Raw genomic sequence first — 22978 nt, 5'->3', positions numbered from 1 at the left:
CCAGCCTCAGCCGCCGGGATAAGCGATTGATGGGCGGCGTCACCCGGCTATAGTCGCGCTTCGCGAAGGGAGGGCGGGCCAGCATGTTCATGGCGGATTTTGATATCGGGCAGATCGGCAAGCTGATCCAGATCGCCATGGCCCCGGCCTTCCTGCTGCTGGCGACGGGCAATATCCTGCAGATGTTCGCCAATCGCCTTGCCCGCGTTGTCGACCGCGAACGGGTCCAGATGGCGGAATTTCATCGCACCCAGGGCGAGGCGCATGTCCGCGTGGTCAACGAGCTGCGGATCCTCGATCGGCGCGCGGATATCGTCAACAAGGCGATCCTGATGGGGACATTGAGCGCGATCACGGTCGGCGTGGTGATCGCGTCGATCTTCGTGCTGTCGCTCACCGGCTATCGCTTCGGGCAGATCGTCGCTGGCGGTTTCATCCTGGCGATGGCGTTCCTGATCTCGGGGCTAGTGCTGTTCGTGCTCGAGATTCGCATGGCGATGCACACCATCCGGATCGAGGAGCGGCTGCTCAAGCTCGACGGGGAATGAAAAAGGCCCCGCCATCGCTGGCAGGGCCCCTTCAGGATTTGCAATGAACTGCGGAGTTATCAGCCGCCGGTCGGGGCAGCGACCGCACCGGCTGCGGCGGCATCGTCGGCAGCGGCTTCTGCAGCCGGATCTTCGGTCGATGCTGCGCCTTCAGCTGCCGGAGCAGCTTCGGCAGCGGGGGCTGCCGGCAGCGGCAGCGGGCTGCCCGACTGGGTGTTCATCCACGCCATCAGGTTGGCGCGGTCTTCAGCCTTGCCGAGGCCCGCAAAGCTCATCTTGGTGCCGTCGGCATAGGCTTTGGGCGAGGTGAGCCACTTGTTCATTTCCTGGAAGGTCCAGGGGCCCGACTTGCTCTTCAGCGCGTCCGAATAGGCAAAGCCCGCCACCGAAGCGTGCGGCTTGCCGAGAACGCCGTAAAGATTGGGACCGATGCCGTTGGCACCACCGCTGTTGATCGAATGGCACGACGAGCACTTGGCGAAGACCTTCTCGCCCTTGGCAGGGTCGGCGCTGGCGAGCAGGGTTTCGATCGGAACTTCAGCCGCACCGCCTTCGCCTTCGGAAGAAACGACGCCTTCGATGACATAGCCCAGCTTTTCGGGACGCTCCGGCTTGTCGGCATGGAACACCTTGCCGCTGACGATCGACAGGCCAAGGGCACAAATGCCCCCCGCAAGAACCCAACCTGCAATCGTGTTTTTGCTGTCCTGCATGCCCTGTTGCCTCATCTTTGATAGCGACGCCATGCGGCCACGGCGCCCTGAAAGGTCGTCATCCGATAAGACCAGCGATCGATCACCGGCCTTTTCGCCCTGTTGAAAGACCCCGTTGCCGCGTCGCAACAGGGCCGGTCAGCCGCCCCCTCTAATCATGGTCCGTTCGCACTGCAAGCCCCGACACGCGCGATTTCGCCTTGTCGTTACTGCTGGGCCTGCCTATGCGCCGTGCCCATGCAAAGCTACCCTGAGATCGCCCGCCAGATGGTCGAGGACATGGCCCGAATCGCCTCTGCCGAACCGGAGCGGTCGATTGCCTATCAGGGCGCGCCGGGCGCCTATTCACACATTGCCGCGCGGGCCTTTGCTCCCGACTGGCACCCGCTGCCGTGCTTCTCGTTCCAGGACGCAATGGATGCGGTGAAGGACGGCCGCGCCGCGCGCGCGATCATCCCGATCGAGAACTCGCAGCACGGGCGGGTCGCGGACATTCATTTCCTGCTGCCCGAAAGCGGCCTCACCATCGTTGCCGAATATTTCCTGCCGGTGCGTCACTGCCTGCTCGCCAAGGACGACGGCCCCTATCATTCGGCCGTCAGCCACCCGCAGGCACTCGGCCAGACCCGGCACTATCTGCGGGCACGCGGGATCGAGCCGGTCAATTATCCCGATACCGCAGGCGCGGCGGCGTTTGTCGCCGAATCGAGCGAACCGGGACTGTGCGCGGTCGCCTCGCGGCTGGCGGGAGACGTGTTCGGCCTCAAGGTGGTCGACGAAGGCATCGAGGACGCCGCGCACAACATGACGCGCTTCGTCGTGCTGGCTGCGCATCGCGACGATCCGATGCCCGATGTCGCCAAGGTGATGACGACCTTCATCTTCGAGGTGAAGAACATTCCCGCCGCGTTGTTCATGGCGCTCTCGGGCTTCGCCACCAACGGCATCAACATGACCAAGCTGGAAAGCTATATCCGCGACGGCAGCTTCGCCGCAGCGGAATTTTATGCCGATATCGAGGGAATGCCCGGCCACCCCGCAGTCGATCGCGCGCTCGAAGTGCTCGGCTATCACAGCAAATGGGTGCGCATCCTGGGCAGCTATCCGCAGGCCATGTCGCGCGAATAGGCGGTTTCAGTCGTCCTTGCCGTAGATGCGCTTGGTCAGATGGCGCATGATCGGCGTCACCGTCAGGCCGTGCAGCAGGATCGATCCGAGCACGATCAGCCCCAGGGTTTCCCATAGGGTGTGCTGCATCGGAAAATCGCCATGGTTGAGGCCGAAGGCGAGATAATAGACCGAACCCAGCCCCCGTATGCCGAAAAAGGCGATGACGAACTTTTCCAGCGGAGGCCGGTCAACTCCAATCAGCCCGAGATAGCCGATCACAGGACGGATCACCAGGAGCACCAGGGCTGCCACGAGCACATTGGTCCAGCCGATATCGCTCAGCAATTCGCCGCCGGTCAGCATCCCGCCGAACAACACCAGCAGCACCATCATCACCAACCGCTCGGTTTCGTCGGCAAAATCGTGAAGCTCGCTGTTGAACTCGTCTCCCTCGGCCGAACGCCGCAGGATCAGACCGGCGATGAACACGGCCAGAAACCCGTAACCATGCGCGAACTCGGTGAGCGCATAGATGGCGAGCGTGGCGCCCAATGCGATAAAGCCGTCGCCGGTCCGCGACAGGCGGGTGTCCTGGGGCAGGCGATAGATGATCTGGCCAAGCAGCCAGCCGCCGAACGTGCCCACCAGCGCGCCGACGCCCAGACGCCAGGCGACATCGTGCCACAGCCATTCGGCGAGCACGCCTCCAGTCAGCGAAGCGGCACTCGCGGCAAGCGCAAGGTGTACGAAGGGAAAGGCGAGCGCATCGTTCAGCCCGGCTTCCGAGGTGAGCGCAAAACGGGCCTCGTCGCTGTCTTCACTATCGGGCCGCTCGATCTGAACGTCGGAGGCCAGTACCGGATCGGTGGGCGCCAGACAGGCACCCAGCAGCAGCGTAGAGGCCAGGGGCAGCCCGAGAATCCACAGCCCAGACAGGGCGATGAACAGGATGGTCAGCGGCATGACGATGGCGAGCAGCCGGATGGTCAGGTTCCACCCGCGCCAGCTCAGCGGCCTGCCGATTTTCAACCCCGCCCCCATCAGCGAAATGATGACGATGAACTCGCTCGCCTTTTCGATCAGCACCGGCGATTCGACCGGATGCGGCGAGAATTGCGCGAGCGGCGTCCAGGCGAAGATCGCCATGCCCATACCGACAAAGATGATCGGCAAGGATAGCGGCAATTTCTTGAGCAGCAGCGGCAGCCACGCGACCAGCAACACCACGAGCCCGATCCCGAGCAACCAAAGCTTGTAATTGTCGAGCAGGAACTGTCCAATCACCGAGGTGAACATCGGATCGGCAAAGGCGGTGACGTCGAGGTCCGGGGTCTGCGGAACGATGGTCTGCCGCACAGTATCGATCATCAGTGCGCGGTCCCCCAACTCGGCCCGGTGCCGATCTCTACGCCCAAGGGTACGCTGAGCGTGACGGCCGGTTCCGCCGCATTTTCCATGACCGATCGGATCACGGCGGAGGCTGCCTCCACATCGCCTTCGGGCAGTTCAAACACCAGCTCGTCATGCACCTGCAGCAGCATGCGGACGTGACCAAGGCCAGCGGCTTCGAGCGCGGGGCCCATGCGCACCATCGCGCGCTTGATGATGTCGGCGCTGGTGCCCTGGATTGGTGCGTTGATCGCCGCGCGCTCGCTGCCCTGGCGCTCTGCCTGGTTCTTCGAGGTGATGCGCGGGAAGTGCGTCTTGCGGCCGAACAACGTTTCGGTGAAGCCGCATTCGCGCGTGCTTTCCAGCGTCTCGGCAATATAGCGGTTGATGCCAGGAAAGCGCTGGAAATAGGTATCGATCATCGCCTGTGCCTCGTCCGCGCTGACCTCTAGCCGCCCGGCCAGGCCCCAGCGCGAGATGCCATAGAGGATCGCGAAGTTGATCGTCTTGGCGCGGCCGCGCGTGTCGCGGTTGACCTCACCGAACAGCTCCTGCGCGGTGCGGTTGTGGATGTCCTCACCCTTGGCAAAGGCATCGCGCAGCGTCTCGACATCGGCCATGTGCGCGGCGAGCCGAAGTTCGATCTGGCTATAGTCGGCCGCAAGGATGACATTGCCGGGCTCGGCGACAAAGGCATGACGGATCTGGCGGCCGATCTCAGTGCGGATCGGGATGTTCTGCAGGTTCGGTTCGGTCGAGGACAAGCGCCCGGTCTGCGCGCCGACCAGGCTGTAGCTGGTGTGCACCCGGCCCGTGTTCGGGTTGATCTGTTCCTGCAGCGCATCGGTATAGGTCGACTTGAGCTTCGACAACTGGCGCCAGTCGAGCACCTTGCGCGAGATTTCCGATCCTTCGCCCGCGAGCTTTTCAAGCACGGTGACGTCGGTCGAATAGGCGCCGGTCTTGCCCTTCTTGCCGCCCTTGAGGCCAAGCTTGTCGAACAGGATTTCCCCGAGCTGCTTGGGGCTGCCGATGGCGAAACTCTGGCCCGCAAGCTCGTGGATCTCGCTTTCCAGCGCGGTCATGCGCGTGGCGAAATCCTGGCTCAGCGCCGCGAGCTGTTCGCGATCGACCTTGATGCCGTGGCGCTCCATCCCGGCGACGACGGGGATCAGCGGGCGGTCGACATTCTGGTAGATGCGCGTTGCGCCTTCGACCGGCAAACGCGGGCGCAGCACATGCCACAGCCGCAGCGTGACATCGGCATCTTCGGCGGCATAGCGGGTCGCATCGGCGAGCGGCACCTCGTTGAAGCCGATCTGCTTCTTGCCCGTGCCGGTCAGCGACTTGAAGCTGATGCACGTGTGCCCCAGATGCCGTTCGGCGAGCGCATCCATGCCGTGGCCGCCGCTGCCGAATTCGTGCCCTGCATCGAGGTTGAAGCTCATCACCATCGTGTCGTCGATGGGCGAGACATGGACGCCATGGCGCGCGAGCACATTGAGATCGTATTTCAGGTTTTGGCCGATCTTGAGGATCGCATCGTCCTCGAGCAGCGGCTTGAGCCGGGCGATCGCCTCGTCGAGCGCGATCTGCTGCGGCTTTTCGGCAAACATGTCGTTGCTGCCATGGCCGAGCGGGATGTAGCAGGCCTCGCCCGGAGCGACCGCCAGGCTCACGCCGACCAAAGCTGCCTGCATCGAATCGAGCGAATCCGTTTCGGTGTCGACCGCGACCATGCCGACAGCGCGCGCTCTGGCGATCCAGGCATCGAGCGTGTCGAGGTCCTGCACGCAGACATAATCGTCCAGGTTGATCGCGGGCATCGCAAGCGGCTGCGGCGGGATGGCATTGTCGCTGCGCGGAGCATCGTTCGCAGCGTCGGAGGGGACAGGGGCCGCATCCGCCGGGCCGCTGGCGCCAAGCTTGCGCAGCAGGCTGGTAAAGCCGTGCTTGGTGAGGAATGCGGCGAGCGGCTCGGGCGGAATGTCCTTGAGCAGGAAATCATCGAGTTCGTTGGGCAGCGGGCAATCATCCTTCAGCGTCACCAGCACCTTGCTCAGCCGCGCCATATCGGCCTGCTCGATCAGGCTGTCGCGCATCTTGGAGGGCTTCATCGATGGCGCGGCGGCGAGCACGCTTTCCAGATCGCCATGCTCGACGATCAGTTTCGAGGCCGTCTTGGGGCCGATGCCGCGAATGCCCGGCACGTTGTCCACCGCATCGCCCATCAACGCGAGCACGTCGCCTAGCTGCTCGGGGGTGACACCGAATTTCTCCATCACCGCCTCGGGGCCCAGCCGCGCGTTCTTCATCGTGTCGAGCATGTCGAGCCCCGGCTGGATCAGCTGCATCAGGTCCTTGTCGGAGCTGACGATGGTGACCTTCCAGCCCTTGGCGAGCGCGTCCTTGGCATAGCTCGCGATGATGTCGTCGGCCTCGACATTGTCCTCCTCGATGCAGGGCATGGAAAAGGCGCGGGTCGCATCGCGGATCAGCGGGAATTGCGGGCGCAGATCCTCTGGCGGCTCGGGCCGGTGCGCCTTGTACTGGTCGTAGAGTTCGTTGCGGAAACTCTGCGAGCTCTTGTCGAGAATCACCGCCATATGCGTCGGCCCATCGGCCTTGTGCAGATCTTCGGCCAGCTTCCACAGCATGGTCGTGTAGCCATAAACCGCGCCCACGGGCGTGCCTTCCGGATTGGTCAGCGGCGGGAGCCGGTGATAGGCGCGGAAGATGTACGAGGAGCCGTCGACGAGATAGAGATGGTTCTGCTGTGCCATGGCGGCAGCGATAGCAGCGGCGGTGCGCAGGGTCATGCGATTTTGGAACCGCCCATGTCGTGGCGCGTAAGCGGGTCGGGGAAGGTGCCGTATCGGGCACCCTATTGAAGGAGCTATCCCATGCGAAATCTAGCCATTGCCAGCGTCAGCGCCCTCGCGCTCGGACTTGCAGCCTGCTCGGCCGAAACCGAACAGAAGGCCGATGCTGCCGCCGAAGCTGCTGGCGATGACATCGAAGCCAATGCCAACGCGGCAGGTGAAGTCATCGAGAATGCTGCCGACGATGTCGAAGCCGGTGTCGACAAGGCCGCAAAGGATCTGGATGCCGAAGCCGACAAGGCAGGCGACAAGATCGAGAAGGAATGGGACGAAGCCAAGGCCGAAGCCGAGCAGGAAGCTCAGTAATCCGACCCTTTCAGCTTACAACAGATCAGCCTGTTCGATCCGGTCGCTACCGGCGGGCAGGCTGATCCGATTTCCATCCTCGCCCATCACCACGGGGCCAGAAAAGGCCTGGGCAACACCGCGCAGGAAATAGGGGTGGAGCAGTCTCGATGGCATGCGCGGCACGATATGGGTGAAGACCAGCATCTGCGCTTTGCCCTTGCGAGCGATCGTGGCCACTGCAACCGGCGAGCTGTGATAGCCGGGAATGTCGGACATGATCTTGGCAATGCGTCTGTCGCCATGATCGGCTGCGGCTTGCGCAATCTTGCCGACCATTGCCGGGTTGAGCACTTCGTGCACCAGAACGTCGCAGCCGCTGCACGCGCTTGAAACAGTCGCCGTGGGCGCGGTATCGCCGCTGATCACGACCGAGCGTCCCTTGTAATCGAAGCGATAGCCCAGCGCGGGCTCTACCGGATCGTGCTTTACCTGAAACGCGCTGATCTTCACGCCGCCGCGATTGTAGATCGGCACCGGCCTGACCGACGCGGGAACTGTCACCGCTTGCCCGCCCGCACCGCTGCGCGGCATGATGTCGGCGCCGTGATGCGCGATGCGATAGCCGTAATCAGCGGTATAGGCGGTGTCGAAACCGCCGACTACCTTGTCGACGCCTTTCGGGCCATAGATCGGCATCTGCGCCATCCGTCCGCTGCCAGCCCAACGCAGCATCAGCACCTCGCCCAGCCCGTCGATATGATCGGAATGGAAATGCGTGAGCAGCGTCGCATCGATCTTGCCGGGCGGTATCCCAATCTGCCCTATCCGTCGCCCCGCGCCTGCACCGGCATCGACCAGGAACAGCTGCTTGCCCGCCAGCACCAGCGTGCAAGGTCCGGAACGTTGCGGGTCGGGCAGGGGGGAGCCGGTGCCGCACAGGATCACATGGAGCCCATCGGGCAGTCCGCGCGTAGCGTCTGCGCCATAGCTCGCCTTGACCGCGCGCTCGAACACGATCTCGCCCAGCCTGTCACGCGAAAGCCAGGCGAGGCCGGCGATTATCATCATGATGACCAACAGTTCGAGGACGACGCGGCGCATATACCCCTCCCGCATATTATGTCACATATAGTGACATAATATAGACCGAGCCGCCAGTGGTTTTTCAGCGGGCGAAGATGTCGGTCAAAGGAATTTCAATGTTCAGACCCGCAATCGAGATAGCCTCGTCGTCTCCATGCATTTCGTCGGTCCAAGCATTGGGGCCAGTCCGCGACAACACGCGCACGCATTCCGCTTTTGGATCAACAAGAAGCACGGCCTTGACGCTCGGGATGGTGCGATATTCATCCAGCTTCAGGCCCTGATCGAGCAATGCGGTAGACGGCGAGAGGATTTCGACAATCATGACAGGGTCATTCGCCGCCTTGATTTCGTCGAAGGCTTCATCCTGCTTGCCGCAAAACACGCTGAGGTCGGGATATCGGACGGAATAATCGTCGATGAGGATGGCCATGTCCGACCCGTGTACATGGCATTTCGAACCCTTGAGCGCAGTCCACAAGATCCCACCGATATTCATCTGGATACGCGAGTTTCGGTAGGACCCGCCTGCCATGTTCCGCACGACCCGGATCACGCCATTGTCGAGTTCAGCCTTGATGTCGGGACCGAAGTCGATCTCGAGAAACTGGGCTGCCGTAATGAGGCCTGGTCTGGGACTGGTTGCCATTGGACCAGTATATCCATTCGAGCGCTGATACGAAAGGCCGCTTGGCGGCGCAGTGAACAGCGGTTATCCTGCGCTCGCCCGCAACTGGCGCATCAGATGGGTCACCATCGGGGAGCGGGCGATTGTGTGTTGTCGCGCGCCTGGGCATTCTTCCAAGATGAAAGGAATGTCCTGTGACCCAAACCCCGTTCCACGTCGTGTTCGCGATCTTTGACCAGATCACCCAGCTCGATTTCACCGGGCCAGCGCAGTTTCTCTGCCGTATGCCCGGGGCGCAGGTTCATGTGGCCGCTGCGACGCTCGATCCGGTCATGACCGATGTCGGCTTTGCGATCGTTCCCACCACGACATTTGCGGATTGCCCGCAGGCCGACTTGCTCTGTGTCCCCGGCGGGCTGGGCGTCGCCCCAGCGCTCAGCGATGCGCGGCTGATCGATTTCGTCCGCAACCAGGCAGCAGAGGCGCAATGGGTGACCAGCGTATGCACCGGCGCCTTCATCCTCGGCCGCGCCGGGCTGCTCCAGGGCAGGCGGGCGACGACGCATTGGGGCTATACCGCCCTGCTTCCGATGGTCGGTGCCGTGTATAAGGACGCGCGGACGGTGTTCGACGGCAATGTCGTGACCGCAGGCGGCGTGACCTCAGGCATCGATTTCGCGCTGACGATCATTGCAGAACTGCACGGCGAAGATGTCGCCCGCTCGCTGCAGCTCAATTTCGAATATGACCCCGCGCCGCCCTTTGTCGGCGGTACGCCTGCGACCAGTCCCGAACCGATCGTCGCGATGATGCGCCAGCGCTTTTACGATGTCCGCGCTGCCGAGATGCAAGCAGCCCTGAACGCCACGGCCTGATCCAAAGAAAAAGGGCCGGAAGGTTTCCCCTCCGGCCCCGTTTCTTGCTCTGGCTTGTGGCCAGGCGGTGTGGATCAGAAATCCATGCCGCCCATGCCGCCCATGCCGCCGGGCATACCGCCCATGCCGCCGCCAGCTGCCTTGTCTTCCGGAGCGTCGCAGATCGCGGCTTCGGTGGTGATCAGCAGACCAGCGACCGAGGCAGCATCCTGCAGCGCAGCGCGCACGACCTTGGTCGGGTCGATAACGCCAGCGGCGACGAGGTTTTCATAGGTGTCGGTCGCGGCGTTGAAGCCCAGCGTCGGATCGTTGCCGTCGAGCAGCTTGCCCGAGACCACAGCACCGTCGTGACCGGCGTTCTGCGCGATCTGACGGACGGGGGCGAACAGCGCCTTGCGGATGATGTCGATACCGCGGGTCTGGTCGTCGTTCTCGCCGGTCAGGCCTTCGAGCGCCGAGGTGGCGTACAGAAGCGCCGTACCACCGCCGGGGACGATGCCTTCTTCGACGGCTGCGCGGGTTGCGTGCAGCGCATCGTCGACGCGGTCCTTCTTTTCCTTCACTTCAACTTCCGAAGCACCGCCAACCTTGATCACGGCGACGCCGCCAGCGAGCTTGGCCAGACGCTCCTGGAGCTTCTCGCGGTCGTAATCGCTGGTGGTGTTGTCGATCTGGGTGCGGATCGCTTCGACGCGAGCCTTGATCGCATCGGCTTCACCGGCGCCATCGACGATGGTGGTGTTGTCCTTGTCGATCGAGACGCGCTTGGCCTGGCCGAGCATGCCGAGCGTGACGTTCTCGAGCTTGATGCCCAGGTCTTCGCTGATCATCTCGCCCTTCGACAGGATCGCGATGTCTTCCAGCATCGCCTTGCGACGATCACCGAAGCCCGGAGCCTTTACGGCCGCGACCTTCAGGCCACCGCGGAGCTTGTTCACCACCAGGGTGGCCAGCGCTTCGCCTTCGATGTCTTCGGCGATGATCAGCAGCGGACGGCCGGTCTGGACGACGGCTTCCAGGATCGGAAGCATCGCCTGCAGGTTCGACAGCTTCTTCTCGTGGATCAGGATATAGGGGTTATCCAGTTCCACGGTCATCTTGTCGGGGTTGGTGATGAAGTACGGCGACAGATAGCCGCGATCGAACTGCATGCCTTCGACGACATCGAGTTCGAACTCGAGGCCCTTGGCTTCCTCGACGGTGATCACGCCTTCCTTGCCGACGCGCTCCATGGCTTCGGCGATCTTCTCGCCGACTTCACGGTCGCCATTGGCCGAGATGATGCCGACTTGGGCGATCTCGTTCGAACCGGCGACGTCCTTCGAGCGGCTCTTCAGGTTCTCGACGACCTTGGTGACAGCGAGGTCGATGCCCCGCTTCAGGTCCATCGGGTTCATGCCAGCGGCAACCGACTTCATGCCTTCGCGCACGATCGCCTGGGCCAGAACGGTCGCGGTGGTGGTGCCGTCACCGGCAATGTCGTTGGTCTTGGAAGCGACTTCCTTGACCATCTGCGCGCCCATGTTCTCGAACTTGTCCTTCAGTTCGATTTCCTTGGCGACGCTGACGCCGTCCTTTGTGATGCGGGGAGCGCCGAAGCTCTTGTCGATGACGACGTTGCGGCCCTTGGGGCCCAGGGTCACCTTGACGGCATCTGCCAAGATATCCACGCCGCGCAGGATGCGTTCGCGTGCGTCGCGGCCAAACTTTACGTCTTTAGCTGCCATGAGAAATGTTCCTTCTTGTCGAATTGGATCGGTGGGTCAGGGGCGAAAAAAATCAGCCCAGAATGCCCAGAATGTCGCTTTCCTTCATGATGATCCGGTCTTCGCCGTTGATCTTCACTTCGGTGCCCGACCACTTGCCGAACAGGATCTTGTCGCCGACCTTGACGTCGAGCGCGATGCGGTTGCCGGCTTCGTCACGGGTGCCTTCGCCGACGGCGATCACTTCGCCTTCCGACGGCTTTTCCTTGGCGGCGTCGGGGATGATGATCCCGCCAGCGGTCTTTTCTTCGGCTTCGATGCGGCGCACCAGAACCCGGTCGTGCAACGGACGAAATGTCATGCGTTAAGCCTTTCCTTGCGTCACTGAAATTAGTGAAACCCCCTTCGCGGCTGGCACAGGGTGTTGCGCCCGCTCTCGCGATTAGCACTCGGCTGGGGTGAGTGCTAACGAGGCGCTAGATAGCGCTCGTGTTCGAAGGGTCAAGCGATTCACGCAGGAAATTTTTTGCGGGAAGAGCGCGATCGCGGTAACCTGCGCCCAGGCTCGCACGAAAGATCGCACTGACAGGCAGGCTAGACAGCCGCGCTGTCCAACTTGCCAACCCTTATTCTCTTGAAGGAACTTGCCATGTCGAACTCGATCATCACTCTGGGCGCAGCAGCTGCTGCCGTTCTGGCCGCTGCCACCATCGCAGCAACCCCTGCTGCCGCAGCCGGCGAAAAGGAAAAGTGCTACGGCGTCTCGCTAAAGGGCAAGAACGACTGCGCCGCCGGCCCGGGCACCTCGTGCGCCGGCACTTCGACCGTCGATTATCAGGGCAATGCCTGGAAATATGTCGCCAAGGGCGAGTGCGCCAAGCTGGGCGGCTCGCTGACCGCGCTCAAGGGCGCCAAGAAGCCGACCCCGCGCGGCTGATGCAACGGCACCGGCGCTGGCGGCACCCTGAGCCGCCAGCGCCGGACCTGCAGATGAGGTAGTCCTTCAGCTCATGCTTCTCCCCCTTGTCGGCATAGGGCTGAAACCGGCCCATTATCGCGACGTTCTGAACCCCCAAACCGGTGTTCCGCTGCCCGGATGGCTGGAGGTTCACCCGCAGAACTATTTCGTCGATGGTGGGCCACCTCATCGCTGGCTCTCGGCAGTGGCAGAACGCTATCCGCTAAGCTTTCACAGCGTCGGCCTTTCGATCGGCACGGCGCAGGGGCTGGACGAGGACGAGCTTGATCAGCTCGCCGCTTTATGCGCCCGCTACAGTCCCGCCAGCGTTTCCGATCACCTCAGCTGGTCGGGCAATGCCGACGATCGCTATCCCGATCTTCTTCCGATTCCCTACACTAGCGGATCGCTCGCCCATGCTGCCGCGCAGGTCGAACGCGTGCAGGAGAGGCTCGGCCGAACCATTCTGATCGAAAATCCCTCACGCTATCTCGCCTTCGCGCAGGACGAGATGGACGAGGTCGAATTCATCCATGCCCTGTGCCGCCGCTCGGGTTGCGGCCTGTTGTTCGACATCAACAATGTCGAGGTCAGCTGCACCAATCTGGGCACCGACGCGCAAGCCTATGTCGATGCGATCGACCCGGCACTGGTCGGGGAAATCCATCTCGCAGGCCACGCCACCGAATGGCACGACGGAAGGCCGCTGCTGATTGACGATCACGGCAGTGCAGTCACCGATCTCACCTGGGCGCTGTTCGAGCGGTTCGTCCGCCGCGCAGGCCCTAGGCCGGTGCTGATCGAATGGGACACCAACGTCCCCGATTACGCCTCAATCATGGGCGAGGTCGAGCGTGCGGCATCGGTGATGGCACGCGCCAACGCGCCTTTGGTAGCCTGACCGACATGGGCGATCTGCTGGACGATCAGGCCCGTTTCATCGCGGTGCTGCAAAAGGGGCCATCGGCATTTCCCGAAGGCCTGTTTGCCGGCGCCCCCGACCGCGCGCTGCTGGGCCTCAGGGCGCACGCCAACACCATCAGCCATGCCAGGCTAGTTGCGCTGGAAGAGACCTATCCGCGCACCCGTGAACATCTTGGCGAGCCCGAATTCAACGCACTGTCCCGGACCTTCATCGAACGGCCCGATGTCCGCCGCCGCAAGCTGATGGGGCTTGGCGAGGGACTTGCCGAATATCTCGCAGACCAAACCCATGATGCGGCAGCCGTCGATCTTGCGCGGATTGAATGGGCGTGGCTGCAGAGCTATCATTCGCCAGAGGCGCAGGCACTCGAGCTGGCCGACCTGGCCGGCCTGGACGAGCAGGGGCTGCTCGACCTTGGTCTTGCGCTCCATCCTTCCATGCGGATTGTCGAAACCCACGCTGCGCTGAGGGCGCTGATGCCTGAGCTTTCCGAACGTGCCGCGCCCGAAATGCGTTACCTGCTGATCACGCGGCCAGCGCATGAGGTGCTGCTGCATCCGCTCGCCCCGCTATCCGCCAATCTGGTAATGCAGACGCAATTTCCCGCGACCATGGGTAACCTTTTGGCGCAAGCCATCGAAAGCGCTGGAGAGGCAGAGGCACTGCCGGCAGTCTTTGCGCTGGTCGGCGCAGGGGCGCTGGTTCGATCCTTAGGGTAAGGCCGGGCAGGGTGCCCGGTGTGATCCGGGGCGTCTCGATCTCGCACCAGTCCCCACTTGCCGGATAGCCCGTGATGAAAACCCTGATCCAACGCGGCCTCGCGCTGCTCGATAGCCCTGCCTTCAATGGCCTTGCCCTGCTGGTCGTGCGGCTTGCGCTCGCCGCGCAATTCTGGCGATCGGCGCGCACCAAGGTGGAGGAGGGGAGCTTCCTCACGATCAACCCGATCACCTATGACCTGTTCCGCGACGAATACCACATGCCCGCGCCCGAGATCACCGGCACGATCGCGACCTATGCCGAACATGCGCTGCCGATTCTGGTGATGCTGGGCCTGGCGACGCGCTTCGGGGCGGCGGGGTTGTTCGTGATGACCACGGTGATCCAGCTGTTCGTCTATCCCGAAGCCTTCTGGAACCCGCATGTCATGTGGTTTGGGCTTTCGGCGATCCTGATTGCGCGTGGGGGCGGCTTGTTCGCGCTCGACCGGCTGTTCGATCGCCGCCTCTCGCTCGCAGCGCCGCCGCGCACATCGGGCTTCGCGCACTGACCCAAGGCTTTCGCGAAGTCGGCGGTCGAACTGCATCACCCGTCTGTCGCGCGAGGCAGTGGCAAATTAACCCGGGCTCGCCTAGATAGGGCCTCTGGGGCATGTCCGCCCGATGCGGAGCAGATAATGGGTTTTGTGAAGGGCGCCTGGAAGGTGCTGGTGGCGATCAAGGACGGTCTGGTCCTGATCGCGATGCTGTTGTTCTTCGGCCTGATCCTTGCGGCGCTGTCATGGCGGCCCAATCCGGCGGCGGTGACCGACGGCGCATTGCTGGTCAAGCTCGACGGCGTCATCGTCGAGGAGCCCGAGAATATCGACCCGTTCGCCACCATCCTTGGCGGTCAGGCGCCGCTCAAGCAATATCGCGAGCGCGACCTGATCCGCGCAATCGATACCGCAGCGACCGACGACCGGATCAAGGTCATCGTGCTCGATCTCGCCAGCTTCATGGGTGGAGGCCAGGTGTCGCTCGAACAGGTGGGCGAGGCGATCGGCCGCGCCAAGGCCAAGGGCAAACCGGTGCTCAGCTTCGCCACCTTCTACAGCGACGCAGCCTATATGCTCGCCGCGCACGGCAGCGAGATCTGGGTCGATCCGATGGGCGGCTCGGCCTTTACCGGCCCCGGAGGCACGCGGCTCTATTACAAGGACGCGCTCGACCGCTTCAAGGTAACCGCGCATGTCTATCGCGTCGGCACGTTCAAGAGCGCGGTCGAACCCTATCTGCGCTCCGACCAGTCGCCCGAGGCCGAGCAAGCGCTGCTCGCGGTCTACCGTCCGATCTGGGAAAACTGGCAGGCAGTGGTCAAGAAGGCGCGGCCCCAGGCCGATATTGCCGGGCTGATCGCCGATCCCGCAGGCGCGGTGACAGCGGCCAATGGCGATCTGGTCAAGATCGCGACCGAGCGCAAGATCGTCGACAAGGTCGGTGACCGCACCACATTCGGCAAGCGCGTCGCCAAGCTGGCAGGCGCCGACGAGGACGAGGGGCCCGGCGCATTCAAGCATACCAGCCTCAAGGACTGGGTCGCGGCCAACCCGGCCAAGACCGGCGGCGACGAGGTGCAGGTCGTGACCATTGCGGGCACCATTGTCGATGGCGAGGCCGGCCCCGGCACCGCCGGCGGCGATCGCATCGAGAAGCTGCTCCACGACGGGCTCAAGCGCGACAAGGTGAAGGCGCTGGTGGTCCGCGTCGATTCGCCCGGCGGATCGGCCTTTGCGTCCGAACAGATCCGCCGCGCGATCGAGGAATATCGCGCGCGCAAGATTCCGGTCATCGTGTCGATGGGCAATGTCGCGGCCAGCGGCGGCTATTGGGTCTCGACTGCGGGAGATGCGATCTTTGCCGAGCCTTCGACGATCACCGGATCGATCGGCATCTTCGCGGTGCTGCCGAGCTTCGAGCGCGCGCTCGCCGAATATGGCGTCAAGGCCGATGGGGTTGCGACCACGCCGCTCTCGGGCCAGCCCGATGTGTTCGGCGGTTTCAACAGCACGGTCGACACCTTTATCCAGGGCACGATCGAGCATGACTATCGCCGCTTCCTGGCGCTGGTCGGCAAGGCCCGCGGGATGAGCGTCGATCAGGTCGACAATATTGCCCAGGGCCGCGTCTGGGACGGCGGCACTGCGCGCCAGATCAAGCTGGTCGACCGTTTCGGGTCGATCGACGATGCGATTGCCGAGGCGGCGAAGCGCGCCAAGCTTGGCAAGGACAGCTACAGCGTCAAATATCTCGAGACTGAGCCCGATCCGTTCGAGCAGTTCGTCTCCGGCATGTTCGCGCCCGCCGAGGAGGAAAAGCAGGCGACCGGCCTCGTCGCCCGGCTTGCCTGGCAGCAGCGCGCGGCCTTGGGCCAGGTGCTGGGCGACCTCAACGTGCTGGGCGGGGCGCAAGGCGTGCAGGCGTGGTGCCTCGAATGTTCGGGCGCATTGCCGCCGCGCCACATCGCCAAGGCCGATGCGGGCTGGTTGGCGACACTGTTCAGGCGCTGAAGGGAACCGGCTTTTGCGGTCCGCGTATCGAGACGAGAACCCACTCGATCAGGAGCATGCACATGACCGACAAGGCCGAGAACCCGAACGCGGGCAAGGAATTTGGCGAAGGCAATTACAAGGCCGCGCAGAATTATCGCGAAGCCCAGGAAGACTTTGCTGCCGACAAGCAGCAGGTCGAGGAAAAGGCTCGCGAGGCCGCCGATGCGCTTGATGGCCCCGAAGCCGCCGAACTCGAACAGGCCGAGGCTGCTGCGCGCGACGGTCACGCCGCCTGACAGGGACCCGAAACACCGAATAACCCTTCCCAATGCGCGTCCAATCCCGCTAAGGCAGCGGAATGGACGCGCATTTGACTTTCAAGGCCACCGGTCTGGTGATGGCGGGCGGCGCAATCGGCGCGGCGCTTCGGTTTCAGGCGACGCTGCTCGCTGTTCGGCTGGGGCACACCGGCTATCCTGCAGCCACGCTCTCGGTGAACGTGCTCGGCGGGCTGGCGATGGGCGTGCTGGCGGCGCTCGTGCTGAAGGGCCAGGTCGCAGAACCGCTCCGGCTGTTTCTCGGCGTCGGGGTGCTTGGCGGTTTTACTACCTTTTCCGCTTTCTCGCTTGAGCTGTTCCAGATGCTGGAGCGCGGCGCGGCGCTGACCGCACTGGGCTATGCGCTGGCCTCGGTCCTGCTTTCGCTGGCGGCCGTGGCCGCAGGCTTTGTCGTCACGAGGTCGATCGCATGAAGCCGCCGGCTCGAACCCCCGCGCGCAAGCCCGCCGCCCGGAAGCCTTCTGGCCCGCGTCGTCCGGCAACTGCCCGCGCACGCACCGCAGGTGTGGGCGCATCGATTTCGAAGGAATCTGCCGAAGCCCGGCAGTTCACGGTCGATGCGGACGATGACGGCATCCGGCTCGATCGCTGGTTCCACCGGCATCTGCCCGATGTGAACTTCAACCTCGTCTCGCGCTGGGCGCGCACGGGACAGGTGCGGCTCGACGGCAAGCGCGTCGGCCCCGGCGACCGCATCGTGGCCGGACAGACGATCCGCATCCCGCCCGCCGATGGAGATATCGACCGGCCCGCCGCCAAGCCGGCGCCGCGAACGCTGAGCGAGGACCAAGTCGCGTTCGCGCAATCGCTGGTGATCCACAAGGATCGCGCCGCGCTCGTCATCAACAAGCCGCCGGGCCTCGCCACCCAGGGTGGCACGCGCACCCATGCGCATGTCGATGGCCTGACCGAGGCGCTCATGTACGAGAGCCCGGTTCGCCCCAAGCTGGTCCACCGTCTCGACAAGGATACGTCGGGCGCCCTGCTGCTCGCGCGCACGCCGGGCAGTGCCGCCTATTTCTCCAAGCGCTTTGCCGGACGCAGCGCGAAGAAGATCTACTGGGCGCTCGTCGTCGGCGTGCCCGATATCTATTCGGGGCTCATCGAACTGCCCATCGCCAAGCAGCCGGGGACCGGCGGCGAGAAGATGCATGTCGACAAGGAAAACGGCCAGCCATCGCGCACCGCCTATCAGGTGATTGAGCGCGCCGGTTCGCGCGCCGCCTGGATCGCGCTTCAGCCGTTCACGGGGCGTACGCACCAGCTGCGCGTCCATCTCGCCGCGATCGGTCATCCGATTGTCGGTGACGGCAAATATGGCGGGCCCGATGCGTTCCTGACCGGAACGATCAGCCGCAAGATGCATCTGCACGCGCGCCGCCTGAAGATCGCGCATCCCGATGGTCCCGCCCTCGACGTGATCGCTGATCTGCCCGAGCATTTCGCAGATTCGATGGAGCAGCTGGGCTTCGACCTGTCGCTGGGCGACGCTGCCTTTGCCGATGACGGCCCGCCGCCCGCGACGCGCGAGGTGAAGAAGCAGCAGGCCAAGGCGCATGCCAAGACACTGCGCAAGGAACGACGGGGCGAACGGCGCAGCCGATCCGCTCCGACCAAACCAAGCGGCAGGCCCAAGGCGAAATCTGCCGGAACCGCTGGAAAGCCTCGGCCGGTCAAGCCACGGACAGCCCCGAAGACTGGCCCGCGCAAGCCATGACGACCAGACTCGCGATCTTCGACTGCGACGGCACGCTGGTCGATAGCCAGGCGAATATCTGCAAGGCGATGGAAATGGCCTATGCCGCCGAGGGGCTCGGCCATCCCGATCACCATCTGGTACGACGGATCGTCGGGCTTTCGCTCGTCGAGGCGATGCGGGTGATGCTGCCGGAAGCGGACCCGGCCTTTCATGTCGTGCTGGCCGATCATTACAAGAACGCGTTTCACGAACTGCGCGGCAACGGCACGCTGCAGCACGAGCCGCTTTATGACGGGCTTCCCGATCTGCTCGATCGGCTCGATGCGGCGGGCTGGCTGCTTGCAGTGGCGACGGGCAAGTCCGATCGTGGGCTCGACCTGTGCCTGACGCACCACGGCATCAAGCAGCGCTTCGTCTCGCTGCAGACCGCCGACCGGCACCCCTCCAAGCCGCACCCCTCGATGATTTTCGAGGCGTTGAGCGATGCCGGGGCCGAACCCCAGGCCGCGGTCATGATCGGCGATACCAGCTATGACATGGCCATGGGCGTGGCGGCGAATGTCCGCCCGATTGGCGTCGACTGGGGCTATCATGATGCGCATGAGCTAGAGGCGGCAGGCGCGGCGTCGATTGCCTTCACCATGGACCAGCTCTTCGACCATATCGTCGGCGGCACGCCATGAACGCGGAAGACCAGCGCGCGCGCGCGCGGTTCTTCATCATCGGCGCAGTGCGACTGGCAGGCGCGCTGACCATCGCGCTGGCAGTCGCCATCAGCTATGGCCGGATCGAGGGGTTCCCCGGAGAGCTGGGCTATGCACTGCTCGCTCTGGGTGTGATCGAATTCCTCGTCCTGCCGCAGATGCTGGTCAAGCGCTGGAAGAGCCCTCCGACCGAATGAACGTGATTGCATGAAACGCTTCTACAAGACTGTCACCACCCAGCCTGTCGAAAATGGCCGTGCGCTCCTGCTCGACAACCGCCCGGTAAAAACCCCGCTGCGCGCACCGCTAGTGCTGCCCACCGCTGCCATGGCCGATGCGGTGGCTGGCGAATGGGATGCGCAAGGCGAAGAGATCGTCATCGCATCGATGCCGCTGACCGGCTTTGCCAATGCCGCGATCGATCAGGTGGCACCGCAGCGGCAGCGCTTTGTCGATGACATCGCCGCTTATGGCGAGACGGACACGCTGTGCTATCGCGCCGATCCCGGCGATCCGCTGGCCGAACGCCAGGATCGCGATTGGGAGCCGATTCTGAAATGGGCGGAAAATCGCTATGATATCAGCATGATCCGCGTCGCCGGGATCATCCATCAGCCGCAATCGACGCACAGCCTGTCCCGGCTTAAAGCACCCGTCATGGCAATGGATCCATTCACCCTGACCGGATTTTCAACGCTGACCAGCCTGGGTGGTTCGCTCGTCTGTGCGCTGGCACTTCTCGAAAAAGCCTTTGATTCCGAACGAATCTGGCAGGCGATCTGCCTCGAGGAATTGTGGCAGGAAGAACTGTGGGGCGCCGATGGCGAGGCGGTGCAGGCACGTGAGCATCGCCGTGCGGCATTTGACGCTGCCTGGCGGTTTTGCTGTATTGCCCAAGGCTGAGCGCGGAACGATCCCCGGGACCGGGCGTTTTTGAAACGTTGCTATCGTTTTTCGTTGCAGACCAGCCTTTCCGTTTCAGCCAGACGCACGAGCGTCCGACCGGACAGGCGCGCAAACCCCATCAGGAGATGTTCCGAAATGTTGAAATCTGCGATCACCGCCCTGTCTCTTTCAACCGCTATGCTGGCCGCGCCCGCCATGGCACAGGATGCCGCTGCACCCGCCGGTCAGGCGGCAGCAGCGGCGCTGACCCCCGAACAGGCTGAAGCGCAGAACAAGGCGATCGCCGATTTCACTGCCGCTCAGCAGGCCCAGGCGGCGGGCAACCATGCGGAAGTGATTGCCAAGCTCGAACCCGCGCTGCCAACCATCCGCGAGATCGTCGCTCGTGATCCGGGCAATGTCCAGAATGCGGGATTCCTGGCAAGTGCTCTGACGATCACCGCGAATTCGCAGGGCGCGCTGGGCAAGATTGATGCGATCCCGCCGCTCTACAAGGAAGCCGCGCCCCAGTGGATGAAGGTTTACGAAGCGGACAAGGCCAATGCGGGCGTGCGCAACACGCTTGTGGCCATTCTGGTAAACCTCGGCAATTTCGGCCTGACCCAGCAGGACAAGGCGGGTGCCAAGCCGCATTTCGAGCAGGCTCTGGCCATTGCCAAGGAAGGGCGCGCGTCTGATCCGGCCAATGCCGATCTCGCCAATGCCGAATTTTCCAGCCTGATCGGTCTTAACCAGGCAACGGGTGACGCGAGCTATCTCGAGGCTGCGAAGCCGGTCGGCACCGAGCTTCGCGAGAAGGGCATTGTCAGCGCGGCGAACAAGCCTGCCGTCGATGCCATTCTCGGCGCAGCATAAAAAGGACGGCACACGCCAAAAGAAGGCCCCGCCGGATCGCTCCGGCGGGGCTTTTCGTATCCGGTCGAAGGAAAGGGGCGCTCAGAACCCTTCGTTCTTCTCCGCCTTTTCCGCGAGCAGTGGCGACACTGCGAAGCCGTGCTTCTTCAGCCCCTCGACGATCTTGGGCGTGCCTTCAAGGCCTGCCCAAAACATCGGGCCGCCGCGATAGACCGGCCAGCCATAGCCATAGATCCACACCACATCGATATCCGATGCGCGCTGCGCCATGCCTTCTTCGAGGATCATCGCGCCTTCGTTGACCATGGTGTAGAGCGTGCGCTCAATGATCTCCTGGTCGCTGATCTCGCGCTTGGGCATGTTCGAGCGCGAGCGGAAATCCTCGATGATCTCGGCGACGCGTGCGCTGGGCGTGGGGTTTCGCTTCTCGTCATAATCATAGAAGCCCGCGCCTTTCTTCTGGCCCCAGCGGTCTTCGGCGCACAAGGCGTCGCGGATGCTTTCGATCCGGCTCGGATCGCGGTGCCAGCCGATATCGACACCGGCAAGGTCGCTCATCTGGAACGGACCCATCGGCATGCCGAACTCGACATGGACGCGGTCGATCTGCTCGGGCGTTGCGCCTTCCATGAGCAGCTTGTTCGCCTCGACCTGGCGCGGCATCAGCATGCGGTTGCCGATAAAGCCGTGGCAGACGCCGGCAACCACTGCGACCTTCTTGATCTTCTTCGACAGGTTCATGACCGTCGCCAGCACGTCATCGGCGGTCTTCGCGCCGCGAACGACCTCGAGCAGCTTCATGACATTGGCGGGCGAGAAGAAGTGCATGCCGAGCACGTCAGCTGGGCGGCTGGTCGATGCCGCGATTTCGTCGACATTGAGGTAGCTGGTGTTGCTGGCCAGGATCGCGCCGGGCTTGGCGATCACGTCGAGCTTGCCAAACACCTCCTTCTTCACGTCCATATTCTCGAAGATCGCCTCGATGATGAGGTCGCAATCGGCAAGATCGTCGAGCGACAGCGACGGCGTGAGCAGGCCCATCGCCTTTTCCACCTGCTCGGTCGTCAGACGTCCCTTGGACGCACTCGCCTCGTAATTCTTGCGCACGACACCGACGCCGCGATTGAGCGCTTCCTCGGCCTGTTCGACGATCGTCACCGGAATGCCTGCCGACAGGAAGTTCATGGTGATGCCGCCGCCCATCGTGCCAGCGCCGATCACGCCGACCTTGGCGATCGGACGCAGCGCGATGTCGCTGGCGATGCCGTCGATCTTGCTCGCCTTGCGTTCGGCGAAGAAGATGTGCCGCTGTGCTGCGGACTGCGACCCGAACATCAGCTTCATGAACTCGCCGCGCTCGAACTCCAGGCCCTCGGCAAAGGGCAGGCGGGTTGCCGCCTCGACGCAGGCGATGTTCGCAGCCGGTGCATCGAAGCCGCGGAACTTGCGGGCATTTTCCTTCTTGAACGCTTCGATGGCCTCGGGATCGGCCTTTGCCTCGCGCTCACTGATCCGCGGGACAGGGCGCACGGCCTTGACCTTCTCGGCAAAGGCGAGCGCGCCTTCGAGCAGCTTGCCTTCCTCGACCACCTCATCGACCAGGCCCCATTGGTTGGCGAGTTTGGCCGGGATCGGATCGCCCTTGGCGGTCATTTCAAGCGCGGCCTTGACGCCGACGACGCGCGGCAGGCGCTGCGTGCCGCCCGCGCCGGGCAGCAGGCCCAGCTTCACCTCGGGCACGCCCAGCTTGGCCGAGGGAACGGCGACGCGATAATGCGCGCAAAGGGCCGTTTCCAGGCCGCCGCCCAATGCGGTGCCATGGATCGCGGCGACCACCGGCTTGTCGAGCGCTTCCATCTTGGCGATGACCGCAGGCAGCATCGGTTCGACCGGGGGCTTGCCGAATTCGGTGATGTCGGCTCCGGCAAAGAAGGTCTGCCCGGCGCAGATGAGGACAACTGCCTTGATGCTGTCGTCGCTGGCGGCTTCGTCGAACGCCTTGTCGAGGCCGATGCGCACGGCCGCGCCCAGCGCGTTGACCGGCGGGCTGTCCGAGGTGACGACGAGAATATCGCCATGTTTGGCGGTGGAAATCGGGGAATCGGTCATGGTTCTGGTTCC

At 63.5% G+C, this 22978-nt stretch carries 24 protein-coding genes and 1 riboswitch; of the genes, 16 read left to right on the top strand and 8 right to left on the bottom strand.

From position 1 onward, the window contains the following. Positions 1–89: 89 nt before the first annotated feature. Positions 90–548 carry a DUF2721 domain-containing protein gene (locus AX725_RS15425; protein WP_060976974.1) on the top strand — a complete coding sequence of 153 codons (459 nt, stop codon included), beginning with the start codon at positions 90–92 and terminating at the stop codon, positions 546–548. 59 nt (positions 549–607) lie between these two features. On the opposite strand, the gene AX725_RS15420 is transcribed toward AX725_RS15425, so the two are convergent. Further along, positions 608–1261 (bottom strand): c-type cytochrome, encoded by a 654-nt coding sequence (locus tag AX725_RS15420; RefSeq protein WP_060976975.1) that lies wholly within the window; start codon positions 1259–1261, stop codon positions 608–610. 237 nt (positions 1262–1498) lie between these two features. On the opposite strand from AX725_RS15420, the gene AX725_RS15415 reads away from it, so the two are divergent. Then, positions 1499–2389: a prephenate dehydratase gene (locus AX725_RS15415; protein WP_060976935.1), complete on the top strand. Its 891-nt coding sequence runs from the start codon at positions 1499–1501 to the stop codon at positions 2387–2389. Between the two features lie 6 nt (positions 2390–2395). Here the strand turns inward: AX725_RS15415 and AX725_RS15410 are convergent, their stop codons facing one another. Next, on the bottom strand, positions 2396–3739 hold the full coding sequence (locus AX725_RS15410; protein WP_082730704.1) for a cation:proton antiporter: 1344 nt from the start codon (positions 3737–3739) through the stop codon (positions 2396–2398). Beyond that, positions 3739–6543: a DNA polymerase I gene (gene polA, locus AX725_RS15405; protein WP_060976977.1), complete on the bottom strand. Its 2805-nt coding sequence runs from the start codon at positions 6541–6543 to the stop codon at positions 3739–3741. Before polA ends, AX725_RS15410 begins: the two co-directional genes overlap by 1 nt. Before the next feature lie 120 nt (positions 6544–6663). On the opposite strand from polA, the gene AX725_RS15400 reads away from it, so the two are divergent. After that, positions 6664–6948 carry a hypothetical protein gene (locus AX725_RS15400; RefSeq protein WP_060976936.1) on the top strand — a complete coding sequence of 95 codons (285 nt, stop codon included), beginning with the start codon at positions 6664–6666 and terminating at the stop codon, positions 6946–6948. A gap of 15 nt (positions 6949–6963) precedes the next feature. Here AX725_RS15400 and AX725_RS15395 read toward each other — a convergent pair whose 3' ends face one another. Beyond that, positions 6964–8031, bottom strand: coding sequence for an MBL fold metallo-hydrolase (locus AX725_RS15395; RefSeq protein WP_060976937.1), 1068 nt, complete (start codon positions 8029–8031; stop codon positions 6964–6966). A 64-nt stretch (positions 8032–8095) separates the two neighbouring features. After that, on the bottom strand, positions 8096–8662 hold the full coding sequence (locus AX725_RS15390; protein ID WP_060976938.1) for a Uma2 family endonuclease: 567 nt from the start codon (positions 8660–8662) through the stop codon (positions 8096–8098). A 70-nt stretch (positions 8663–8732) separates the two neighbouring features. Then, positions 8733–8815, top strand: a riboswitch (ZMP/ZTP riboswitch). 20 nt (positions 8816–8835) lie between these two features. On the opposite strand from AX725_RS15390, the gene AX725_RS15385 reads away from it, so the two are divergent. Next, the gene (locus tag AX725_RS15385) at positions 8836–9516 is read left to right on the top strand and encodes a DJ-1/PfpI family protein (protein WP_060976939.1); all 681 of its coding nucleotides are present in this window, start codon (positions 8836–8838) and stop codon (positions 9514–9516) included. Positions 9517–9590: 74 nt separating this feature from the next. Here AX725_RS15385 and groL read toward each other — a convergent pair whose 3' ends face one another. Together groL and groES are read right to left on the bottom strand one after the other, a co-directional pair. After that, positions 9591–11243 (bottom strand): chaperonin GroEL, encoded by a 1653-nt coding sequence (gene groL, locus AX725_RS15380; RefSeq protein WP_060976940.1) that lies wholly within the window; start codon positions 11241–11243, stop codon positions 9591–9593. A gap of 52 nt (positions 11244–11295) precedes the next feature. Further along, the gene (groES, locus tag AX725_RS15375; protein ID WP_031317559.1) at positions 11296–11583 is read right to left on the bottom strand and encodes a co-chaperone GroES; all 288 of its coding nucleotides are present in this window, start codon (positions 11581–11583) and stop codon (positions 11296–11298) included. A gap of 288 nt (positions 11584–11871) precedes the next feature. Here groES and AX725_RS15370 point away from each other — a divergent pair, with 288 nt between their 5' ends. From AX725_RS15370 to AX725_RS15315, 12 genes are all read left to right on the top strand, one after another. Beyond that, positions 11872–12159, top strand: coding sequence for a BufA1 family periplasmic bufferin-type metallophore (locus AX725_RS15370; protein WP_060976941.1), 288 nt, complete (start codon positions 11872–11874; stop codon positions 12157–12159). 73 nt (positions 12160–12232) lie between these two features. Next, positions 12233–13081, top strand: a complete 849-nt coding sequence (bufB, locus tag AX725_RS15365) for an MNIO family bufferin maturase (protein ID WP_066114808.1) — start codon at positions 12233–12235, stop codon at positions 13079–13081. Between the two features lie 5 nt (positions 13082–13086). Next, positions 13087–13824, top strand: a complete 738-nt coding sequence (locus AX725_RS15360) for an HvfC/BufC family peptide modification chaperone (protein ID WP_060976943.1) — start codon at positions 13087–13089, stop codon at positions 13822–13824. 74 nt (positions 13825–13898) lie between these two features. Next, positions 13899–14375, top strand: a complete 477-nt coding sequence (locus AX725_RS15355; RefSeq protein WP_060976944.1) for a DoxX family protein — start codon at positions 13899–13901, stop codon at positions 14373–14375. Between the two features lie 126 nt (positions 14376–14501). Beyond that, positions 14502–16373 carry a signal peptide peptidase SppA gene (gene sppA / locus AX725_RS15350; RefSeq protein WP_060976945.1) on the top strand — a complete coding sequence of 624 codons (1872 nt, stop codon included), beginning with the start codon at positions 14502–14504 and terminating at the stop codon, positions 16371–16373. Between the two features lie 62 nt (positions 16374–16435). Further along, on the top strand, positions 16436–16651 hold the full coding sequence (locus AX725_RS15345; RefSeq protein WP_060976946.1) for a hypothetical protein: 216 nt from the start codon (positions 16436–16438) through the stop codon (positions 16649–16651). A gap of 62 nt (positions 16652–16713) precedes the next feature. After that, on the top strand, positions 16714–17106 hold the full coding sequence (crcB, locus tag AX725_RS15340) for a fluoride efflux transporter CrcB (protein ID WP_060976947.1): 393 nt from the start codon (positions 16714–16716) through the stop codon (positions 17104–17106). Continuing rightward, the gene (locus AX725_RS15335; RefSeq protein WP_081097128.1) at positions 17103–18410 is read left to right on the top strand and encodes an RluA family pseudouridine synthase; all 1308 of its coding nucleotides are present in this window, start codon (positions 17103–17105) and stop codon (positions 18408–18410) included. The genes crcB and AX725_RS15335 overlap by 4 nt, the downstream gene beginning before the upstream one ends. Further along, complete coding sequence (locus AX725_RS15330) at positions 18407–19075, top strand: HAD-IA family hydrolase (RefSeq protein WP_060976948.1); 669 nt, start codon at positions 18407–18409, stop codon at positions 19073–19075. Before AX725_RS15335 ends, AX725_RS15330 begins: the two co-directional genes overlap by 4 nt. Continuing rightward, positions 19072–19293, top strand: coding sequence for a hypothetical protein (locus AX725_RS15325; RefSeq protein ID WP_060976949.1), 222 nt, complete (start codon positions 19072–19074; stop codon positions 19291–19293). The genes AX725_RS15330 and AX725_RS15325 overlap by 4 nt, the downstream gene beginning before the upstream one ends. 10 nt (positions 19294–19303) lie before the next feature. Further along, positions 19304–19999: an ATP12 family chaperone protein gene (locus AX725_RS15320; protein WP_060976950.1), complete on the top strand. Its 696-nt coding sequence runs from the start codon at positions 19304–19306 to the stop codon at positions 19997–19999. A gap of 138 nt (positions 20000–20137) precedes the next feature. Next, complete coding sequence (locus tag AX725_RS15315) at positions 20138–20857, top strand: tetratricopeptide repeat protein (protein WP_067513447.1); 720 nt, start codon at positions 20138–20140, stop codon at positions 20855–20857. An 81-nt stretch (positions 20858–20938) separates the two neighbouring features. Here the strand turns inward: AX725_RS15315 and AX725_RS15310 are convergent, their stop codons facing one another. Next, on the bottom strand, positions 20939–22966 hold the full coding sequence (locus AX725_RS15310; protein WP_060976952.1) for a 3-hydroxyacyl-CoA dehydrogenase NAD-binding domain-containing protein: 2028 nt from the start codon (positions 22964–22966) through the stop codon (positions 20939–20941). Positions 22967–22978 lie beyond the last annotated feature (12 nt).

This window comes from Blastomonas sp. CCH9-A1, assembly GCF_001557175.1.
GTDB lineage: Bacteria > Pseudomonadota > Alphaproteobacteria > Sphingomonadales > Sphingomonadaceae > Blastomonas > Blastomonas delafieldii_A.
The sequence above is the reverse complement of the archived record's forward strand: the minus strand, read 5'-3'. Positions and strand labels throughout refer to the sequence as shown.